Below are 9,179 nucleotides of genomic sequence, written 5' to 3' on the forward strand. Positions count from 1 at the left end.
AACTATGACAATAAAAATGCGGAGAAATTAAATTTCCCCACATTTTTAAATATGATTATTTAAAAATTCAAAATGTTATGATTCACACACTTTCGTCGCACTCACACTCTTTATCACAGGTAAAACATATCTAATATCAGCAGGACGATTGGTTTTACCATACCAATAATATTCCAGCTCACTTGGCTCAAATGTCGCATAGCATACGGAGTTATTTTGATTACCGCCGTAGCCTACGATCTTACCTGTAGTTGTTTTACCCACCACAAAAAACACATGGCCACCACCTGTACGTGTTTTTATGGCCACACAACCATAGGCAGGTTTTGAAAGCTTTTTAGCGGTATCACGATATTCAAGTGCACGCATATAAAGCTTTGGGTACTCTACCCCCGCACGTTTTAAACAAATCGCCACAAATACCCCACACCACGGCGTCTCATCCTCTGACCACCATGCTTTTAGTTCTTTTAACCATCCAAGTATAGTCGGGTTATGTGTGGTTTTACTGGTGTTCTCTTTCAGTCCATTATGTTTATAAGCTTCAACCATCCAAGCTAGTTCTGGTTTTTGATTTGACATTTCTATACCTCATAAAAAAACCGACTATGTTTTAATTAGTCGGTTTAAAATTGAATGATGTTTAATTTACTGCCCAAATGATAAGTGCAATTGAAATACCAATTGCTAAAATGAGTAATGCAAGCGATTGTATTAAACCTGCACGATCTGCACCTTGTTCGCTCATTTCGCTCATTTTTCCATCTACCTTTAATTTAGACTTTGATGTATGCTTATGCATAAGTAATTACTTCCCCTAGTAATTAGTCGTAAAAAAACCCCGAAAGCTGTAACTTTTGGGGTTTTGTTTTAAGGAGCTTATTATTTTTTCTTTAATGTTTTGATCTCCTTGATCACGTCCAAAACATTAGAGTTCTTCCGCTTCAACATGAAATTAAAAATCAGTCTGACAATAAACCAGCCTGGTAATCCACACATGAAAATGATAAAAGCCAGTCCGACTATGCCGAACCAGTCCGTTATCCAATGGGTTAATTCAAAATACCGAATTGCTGTAGCACCTAAGCCAAGACTAAATACGATCGTTGTAATAATCCCGATCGCCCATTCTTTAGGTGTTCTTGGTGTCTGAATCATCATGAGAACAATCAAAACAGCACAAAAGACGGATAGTGCAACGATCGCTAAGAAGCTAATTCCAATCACTTTTGCACCTCCACTTGCAGATACGGTCGCAGCCGTTGTAGTTACAGGCTCTGTCATCTTATTTCCCCAAATTTGCTCATAAAAAAAGCATCCTTTTGGATGCCTATTTCTTCCGAAAACATTTATATTTCCAATTCAATCACTGGACCCTCTAAAGCCAGTCTTTTGATTTCACTACCCGAGATAAAAACCCGATTGCCAACAGTGTATCTGGTATTACTGCTACACATCACCAAACCAGAACCATCAACCACTAAAACCTTATAGTTCGGATGATCTGCACTGGTAATGGTTCCTACAAACTCTGCATCTTTAGGCAATAGATCAATGAGCCTTGCTAGTGCATTAGACATGCTGAATTACCCTCTCGACTTTGAGCGTTTGACTGACAACGGCATAAGTAAAACTGACATTGACACTCTCGATAATGCCCCACCATTCGCCGTTAAACCCCAATACATCACCAGGAGCACATTCCCCAATTTCCGGAGTTAATGGCATGGCCAAACTATGTGTTTCGACCATACCGGCTTTGGCCAACTGAGAAATTGCGTAGCCCTGCATCGATGCTGTTTCAAAAAGTGGATTATTGGCTGTTTCATACAGCACATTACCAGCAGTATCACGACGTTTGATTTGAGCTGTCAGTCCTGTCCGATCATTGGTTAAGGTTATGCCATTATAATCAGGATAAAGCTCATAATCCGTTGAAAGATCAGTCACGATACTTTCAGGAATCAAAACATCATAATCCTGCACATCAAGCACATTCCAAAAAGTCTTTTTATAACGTGGTCTGATTGCTATTGATTGCCCTGCTTTTGCGCTATAGATAAAACCACCACCAGCTTCACAAATCAGTTTAATCGCAGCGATTGGCGTTAAATTTGAATAACTCAAACTGTCAGTCGGCAGTATCCAGCCAAGGTCATCGATCAGTTGCCATTTAAGCTCTATAGATCGATTGATACGTTCTAACTCAGCTTGTACCAGTTGAACAGAAGTCCTTTCATTTTCCTGGGTAAATGAGCGTGTAGCTGCATATGGTGCATCGAGTAAAGCGGTAATACTACGACCGCTGAGTTGGTAGGTTACTGATGCGAATTTTTGGGAACGACTACGATTTTCAAGCAACATATGATGTTCATTGCCATTCACCATGATTTTTAAAACTACAGGCTGGTTATCAACCGGTTCGAGCTTTGATATTTCCGAAGCTGGAACTGTTAAACTATATGACCAGCACCAACGGCTTCGATCTGTATTATAACTCCCCTCATAAACAAGTATTTTCTCGCCGTTGTCTATTCGGCTTACTGATATGTCATTCACGATATACCACCATTTTTTAGAATATAACTCGGGTGTAACTTTGCTAGAACCAAAGTTAAGAATGATATTAAAAGGATCAATGTCACCGATTGGCTCTATAAAATTAAGAATAGTTGAGCCTTGGTATTCAGGCTGTTTGGGTTTTGGCCACGGCGGAATTTTACTTTTTCGATAGTAAATCGCTTTTGCTTTATGCCAGATGATTGGCTTGCTTATTCTCGCTGGTAATGCCCGATCAAAAGGAAAATTAAACTCATCACTTAGATTTAGAGCCACATCATATTTAAAGCTGTCATTTTGTCTTATGCGAATTCTTTCTTGCCAATCCAGAATCAAGCCCGTTTGATGTTTAAATGTATTATCAAAATTAAAATGACATAGATTAAATAACTTATGATTTTCCTGAAAAGGAACGAGTGAATCATGATTAACTGACCTCGCCTTTTCAAAAACAACATCCAGATTTATCCCAATAACTTGGGCATGTTCATAAATCAAAGCCACTGAATTTTCGACAGAACCTGCCGTAAGCGCATAAATTTCAAATAAACGATTGATAACTTTGGGTTTCGTTTCTATAACATCACAATGTTTTTCTATTGCATAGCTATGTTCATGTATAAATTCACTATGTAGTGAAACACCGAGCAAGAAATTAAGATCAAAAACAGCGTTAATTTCACTGACATGATTTAAACGACATTCACCCTCAATAACGCCGTGAAATTGAATTGGCTCGGATGGTTGATCATTTGCCCCAAAATTTAAGATCGTTTCGCCAGTACTGGCTTTTTCAAAGTTTAATAGGATATTGTGGGGATCTAATTCATTCATTTAATTAAACTCCACATAAACGCTTTATTCAGTCATTTTAATCATGATTGAATCCAGGTGAAGTGTTCCGCCCAAGACCAATTTTGAATCCGATAGTGTTATATCAGTACCCACTGCAAGATCAGCAACCGCTTTATTTTCGCCGTTATAGAGTCTCGCCCAAACAGGTATTGCCGTTTTTAAGACTAGTCCTGATTCACTCGGATAAAGCTCAATCTGATTGTCCTGATATGCCTTTACGCAAGGCTTGGGTAAATCAAGTGATACAATCAGAGCACTATTATCAGCGGATATAGAGGTGTTTTCAGGTTTTGTACTGCTATAAAAAACAAAGGTAGCATTTTTGCTACCTTGATCTATAAAATTTGCTAAAGCTTTCAATTGTTCAATCTTGGCTTCAGGACTTAGTAATATACTCATTTTGGCACCACATTATCCTGAATCACAGCGTTATACTGTCGAGTTCGATCAAAAGCCACTACAAAACACGTTATAGCCGTGTTTAACCTTAAAAAACTATATTGACCTTCATTATCAGGGCATACCACTAAAATAGGTTGAAAATTAGATTTATTAAATAAAATAACCAAAGCATCTCTACAATTTTCACCCAACCTTTTAACAAAACCTTTGATACTTACCAACGTGTTCTTTGAATCTAGCGCAACATCTTGTAATAGATTAGAAGAATGTAATGCTTTCCTAGAAACGGGTTTCATTCAATTTCTCCTAAATAAAAAATTGGGCTTCCTACATTACCTGCCCCATTTATATAAATACCATCTGCAATATACATAGATTTATCGGCTAGATATGGAGTGATATTCTTTATATTTAGGGCTTTGCCATTATAGTAAATATGTTTCAACGTTCCACGTAAATATTTATTTGTATCAGCTAATGGTATTTCTAATGCAGCAATATTATTCGCTCCATAAATACCAGAATAACCAGAACCATAATCTGGAACTAACAAATCGCACAGAATATGATTTGATATGCGAGTTATTTCATTAAAATTACACACATATAATTTTGAAGTATTATTGGTATATGCTAACGGTAAACTCCCGTCTATGCTGGAAGTTAAATTAAAATTTACTGATACAGTATTGCTTGTAAGTATCGTCCCTAAAAACCAATTTGGAATAACATCGTTTTTTAATACTGAGTGATATAAACCGCAACATAAAATAGATTTTAAACCGTTTGTTTTTGTAGCATCTACATTTCTGACCAAATAAAAAGCATCAATATCACCAATTAAAGTAAAAGCCCGCCCTCCTGTTGTTGGTGTTGCTGAATCCATTGCAGGATCTGTAACAGTACCTGTACCTCTAGCCCAGTACCACCTTGACCAACCCCTTACAACCGCTGTCCCTGTACCATTAATTATCCAGTTTTTTGCGGGGTTTGTAGGATCAAAAGGCAACTGTAATACATCAGGATTATTATAATCATCAATATGAGTCATATTTTCGAGTAAACCTACCATCGCAAACTTTGCATAAGTCGATGTATATGAACCCGTATCACTTGAAATTGATTCATCTACACGAATATAAGGATGGTTTTCTTTAGGATTTTTCGCCCTATATACTCGCTTTACATCCGCAGTATCACGAAAAATAATTTCATAACCCAGTGATGCTAGTTTCGTCTCTCCAATCGTATATATGGATTGACCAAGATGTTCGGCTTTTAAAATTAACTGATTCGTTGCTGGTATGCCTTTAATTCGGTATTTACCGTTTATATCTTCGGGTTCAAAACCTGATAACTCAATAATTTGAAATAACAAACAATTGTGCGCTGTACTTGTTGTTAGATAAATATCACCTTGTTCATCAATAGCAGTATCTGAAACTGTTAAAGGTAATCCGTTAACCAAACATGTATCCAATAAGCGGATTAAATCTCCCCAATTATTATCCAGTTTTAACCCGTTCAAATGACTAAAAAATTGTACTTCTACATCAGATGGCATTTTCATTTCCCCAAAAATAAGGGCTGCATATGCAGCCCTTTCATTTATTTAAATAACCCGATCAATATCACCCCGTAACATGATCTGAAATTGATCTGATAAAGTTGTCGGCTCACTTTGTTTTACCGTGCGAATACACCACACTGGATATGTTGCAGCAATCGTATTAAAACGCAGAACGTTGCCGTTCACCCAACCACTGCCCCATCCCTCTTTTTTAATCACAAAATAAGGGACACCAGTCACAGGATTGATCGGTGCAATATCACTATTGATTGAACCTGTTGCGATTTGCCCAGAGGTTTCACCAATAATTTTATAAGTTGTATCCGTAAATACGATGGCCCAACGTTCCTGAATTGCACCATTATTCGTGACGATAATCGGATACAAGGCATCGTTATAATTAGCTGATATTGCACTGCCTGAGGCTTCATTAGCCCAAACACTATTCCATGTTTGTTGCACAAACTTATAGGTATAACGCGCTTGCATATCACCAATGACCAGTGCTGAGCCCACGATTGAATCTTCTGCCTGATAATTATGCGTAACAGGTTTAGTTAATGAAATTTGACCATTGATCTGCACATCACGAATTAAGCCCATATCCTGATAGCGGTAGCGAACAATTAACGGCGCTTCAAGATTATTAAGGGCAAAATCACCACTTAAAGTCACGATGCCATAATCATAATCAACCACGTACATACTCGTATTCACTTTAGCCCCTGCACAATCCTCAAGCTCACACCATGAAATCCGTTGATCAGGCAATTCATAACTTTGTCCTGCAATACAGTCAGGTAGTTGCATTGATTGACTCGAGCTGATAATCCCAATGTCACCTATACGAAATATTGGTACCTGACCATTGATCGGTAATCGTGTAGCGGATAAGCCTAAAATTTCACTGTCTAATGGAATATAGCTATAAGATATGGCGTTATAACGAACGGATTCAGGCGATACCCAAACCGGAACATTGATAAAAGTTTTAGTACCATCCATAATTTCAAGTTCTGATAAATACCATTCTTTGGATTCAATCTCTGATCTGTTCGCCTCGGTAATTTCTGTCTTTTTATAGAAATAAATATCCACAAAGCCCATATCATAATTGATCTTGCCATGTGCATACGTTGATTCAATATAACCTTTATCATCGGCTCTTAAAGTCAGTTGGCCATATTCCAATGTTGCCAAAACAACGGTTAAAGAACCTGGACGCACAGGAATAACCGGAACTCTAAAACTGACATGATTAATCGGTTGAATGTCAGTTGTGGTCGTTAAGGATTCCAGAGTCACGGTGCTTGAAGTATTGGCTTTCCATGAAGTTATTTGCACATTACCCGTACCGTAAAAAATAGAACCTGCACTGGTGCCACTATTGGTGAGTGGATCAATATTTTTATACAGGGTTCCAGTACGATCAATAAAGGTTTCCGTCCCCAGTTTAAAGCGTACAGACCCCGTTAAAATTTGCTCTGTATATCCGTTTGTTAAATCAAAACTCAGCGTATCAGCGCTGATAGTAGACGTACCTGCATTAATATCTGCAGTATCACGGTATTTAACCTGAACTGTTGTTTCATTAAATACTTTTAATTGGGATGTGATGCTTTTGATTTCAGAGTTTAGAGGTATAAATTCAGACATGGCTTAACCTCACATTGATGCACTGTATATGACATATTCACTAACAGTATAAATTCGCTTATAAACCACTTTATCCATGAAAGGCGTAGCTTCGACTTGACCGGTTAGATAATTGATTTTTCCTTGAACGTTCCCAACTCGATCAATCAGATTGCCTATATCACTACTCAGTGGCACATCAGTTAAAACCACACTTCCAGTATATTGCGATTCGAAATCACTCACGGGTACCGTAAGTTCGATACTATTCGGTTGTAGTGCTGCACCTGTGCCAATCGTGAATCTGATCAAATTTGATGTATCAGGATTCACATGCTCTATCTGCTGTTCTTTAGCTTCGCCAAAGCTGTAAGTGATGGTGAATACTGTACCTTTTTGGGGGAGCAAGCTTGGAACAATACGGCCAGTGCCTTTGGCATAATTGATCGTGCCCGTTGCATCACCTGTAAACTTGCCACTGGCATTACTTTTCGCAGTTTTACTCACTCCATCGAGTAACCATTTAATCTCGACACTACTAGCTGCAATCGCTTGCTGTCCCAAGTTAAACTCAAATGCAGGGCTTTCAACAGTTAAATTGGAACGCACAAATGTGGTAATGGGTGTACCCCAATACATCAGGATGGATGAGTCCACATCAGGCAGTGCACCTGTCGTTATCATCCATGTACCGGTTTCATAATTGATACTGCCTGCACCTATTGAAGCACTAGAACCTTTTAACTGGCCATTTCCGTTGTCTTTAAGATCATAAAATTTTCCTTGTGACATATACGAAATGGTTGTTGTACCTGGTGCAGGAATAGGTACAAATACACCTGTCCAGTTAGCGCTTTGATTATTTTGACTTACGAGAATAGAGTCAGAATGCAAAGATAAATTTGAATTCGTAGCAGGTTGAAAATTAATATAAAAACTATATGAACCTGCATTTGAGTAATCGACAGTCCATTGTATTATTCCGCGCTGATAATCAATTGTACCTATTGACGTACCAGATGATGATATTAAAAGCCCATTTTGATCTTTAAATGATTGGCTAATTAGATTAAACGTCAATGAATTTGGCATTACACCAGAACCTAAGCAATACTTTAGGTCTGGCCTTATTAAAGTGTATGCACTAACGGTTATTGCTCCATTATTCCCTGCGATATACGCAGAGCCTTCCCCCACTGCCTTAGAGTCTAATATCGCCGTTTCTGCCTGCGCAGATGGCACCAGTTGTGCAAAAATACTGGATGCCTTGATGCTATATTCACCCACATTGACATCATCAACAATGCTCACTGATGCACAATATTCGCCTGTATCTGCAACGATCGATTCGCGGATAATCGTGGTTGATTTTTCGTTGTTATACCATTGCTTAACGGATAGCCCGACATAATCTATATCTAAAGGGTCATTGATCGAATACGTTGCAAGTTTGTATTCAAACTCTTTACCATCAATAATGATTTTAGCAATTCGAGTTTCGGCTTTGGTAATCCGAACATACTGTTCATGTTGTAGGGCTTTACCCTCATTCGAGACTAAAACAATGGTATCGCCTACCGAGCATTCAGTTTCCGAAGTAAATAAGCAGACTTGAATGGTCTTCATCCCTTGCCAATGGGTATCTAAAGGAATTCCAGAAATCTGGCCACCTTTGGCCAAATAGTTTTCTACTCGGTTTTGTGCGCTTTTACGCTGGTCGTTCCAGTCTTTTGTACTAAATAAAAGTGCTGATACATTGGGGTCTTTTGGATTTTGCGATATAAAAACAGTAGCACCCATCAGTTTATCAGTATCATTTGTCGTGACCGCCGGAAATATTTTACGCATGGACACATCACCCATAGTGCGATCCATTTCTGAAATATCATCAAACAGGTTATTACTTTGACCATCAATGATGACTTGACCAGAATATTTTCCCCCGCCGTCTTCTGTATCTGCTAATCGTTCTGATTTATATAAAACCAGATTATTTGTTTCAATTGGCATTTCTTTACTCCAATAAAAAACCCACTCGGTTGAGTGGGTTTGATCTGTAAGTTGGGTCGTAATGATGAAAAATTAAAATTATTTATTTGTTGGTTTTAACAACATTTAAATGTAATTAAATAGATAGTAATTATGAAATTGAATAACT

At 38.0% G+C, this 9,179-nt stretch carries 8 protein-coding genes and 1 pseudogene; all 9 read right to left on the bottom strand.

The window, feature by feature from the left end:
- Positions 1–75 precede the first annotated feature (75 nt).
- Positions 76–564, bottom strand: a pseudogene (locus KPC_RS14885) (NlpC/P60 family protein); the annotation flags it as partial.
- Between the two features lie 318 nt (positions 565–882).
- Positions 883–1,284 (bottom strand): hypothetical protein, encoded by a 402-nt coding sequence (locus tag KPC_RS14890; protein WP_121975151.1) that lies wholly within the window; start codon positions 1,282–1,284, stop codon positions 883–885.
- Positions 1,285–1,349: 65 nt separating this feature from the next.
- A complete protein-coding gene (locus tag KPC_RS14895; protein ID WP_121975152.1) occupies positions 1,350–1,580 on the bottom strand; it encodes a hypothetical protein in 231 nt (76 codons plus the stop codon).
- Positions 1,573–3,393 carry a hypothetical protein gene (locus KPC_RS14900; RefSeq protein ID WP_121975153.1) on the bottom strand — a complete coding sequence of 607 codons (1,821 nt, stop codon included), beginning with the start codon at positions 3,391–3,393 and terminating at the stop codon, positions 1,573–1,575. The genes KPC_RS14895 and KPC_RS14900 overlap by 8 nt, the downstream gene beginning before the upstream one ends.
- 24 nt (positions 3,394–3,417) lie before the next feature.
- Positions 3,418–3,813, bottom strand: a complete 396-nt coding sequence (locus KPC_RS14905) for a hypothetical protein (protein WP_121975154.1) — start codon at positions 3,811–3,813, stop codon at positions 3,418–3,420.
- Positions 3,810–4,112, bottom strand: coding sequence for a hypothetical protein (locus KPC_RS14910; protein WP_121975155.1), 303 nt, complete (start codon positions 4,110–4,112; stop codon positions 3,810–3,812). The genes KPC_RS14905 and KPC_RS14910 overlap by 4 nt, the downstream gene beginning before the upstream one ends.
- Positions 4,109–5,380 (bottom strand): hypothetical protein, encoded by a 1,272-nt coding sequence (locus KPC_RS14915; protein ID WP_121975156.1) that lies wholly within the window; start codon positions 5,378–5,380, stop codon positions 4,109–4,111. Before KPC_RS14915 ends, KPC_RS14910 begins: the two co-directional genes overlap by 4 nt.
- Before the next feature lie 48 nt (positions 5,381–5,428).
- The gene (locus KPC_RS14920; RefSeq protein WP_121975157.1) at positions 5,429–7,042 is read right to left on the bottom strand and encodes a hypothetical protein; all 1,614 of its coding nucleotides are present in this window, start codon (positions 7,040–7,042) and stop codon (positions 5,429–5,431) included.
- A gap of 9 nt (positions 7,043–7,051) precedes the next feature.
- Complete coding sequence (locus tag KPC_RS14925) at positions 7,052–9,031, bottom strand: hypothetical protein (protein WP_121975158.1); 1,980 nt, start codon at positions 9,029–9,031, stop codon at positions 7,052–7,054.
- Between the last annotated feature and the right edge of the window lie 148 nt (positions 9,032–9,179).

The organism is Acinetobacter stercoris (genome assembly GCF_900323515.1).
GTDB classification, from domain to species: domain Bacteria; phylum Pseudomonadota; class Gammaproteobacteria; order Pseudomonadales; family Moraxellaceae; genus Acinetobacter; species Acinetobacter stercoris.

Coding starts and splice junctions, on each gene's coding strand:
- KPC_RS14890 (WP_121975151.1), bottom strand. CDS start 1,284: ATGACAGAGCCTGTAACTACAACGGCTGCGACCGTATCTGCAAGTGGA.
- KPC_RS14905 (WP_121975154.1), bottom strand. CDS start 3,813: ATGAGTATATTACTAAGTCCTGAAGCCAAGATTGAACAATTGAAAGCT.
- KPC_RS14900 (WP_121975153.1), bottom strand. CDS start 3,393: ATGAATGAATTAGATCCCCACAATATCCTATTAAACTTTGAAAAAGCC.
- KPC_RS14925 (WP_121975158.1), bottom strand. CDS start 9,031: ATGCCAATTGAAACAAATAATCTGGTTTTATATAAATCAGAACGATTA.
- KPC_RS14895 (WP_121975152.1), bottom strand. CDS start 1,580: ATGTCTAATGCACTAGCAAGGCTCATTGATCTATTGCCTAAAGATGCA.
- KPC_RS14910 (WP_121975155.1), bottom strand. CDS start 4,112: ATGAAACCCGTTTCTAGGAAAGCATTACATTCTTCTAATCTATTACAA.
- KPC_RS14920 (WP_121975157.1), bottom strand. CDS start 7,042: ATGTCTGAATTTATACCTCTAAACTCTGAAATCAAAAGCATCACATCC.
- KPC_RS14915 (WP_121975156.1), bottom strand. CDS start 5,380: ATGCCATCTGATGTAGAAGTACAATTTTTTAGTCATTTGAACGGGTTA.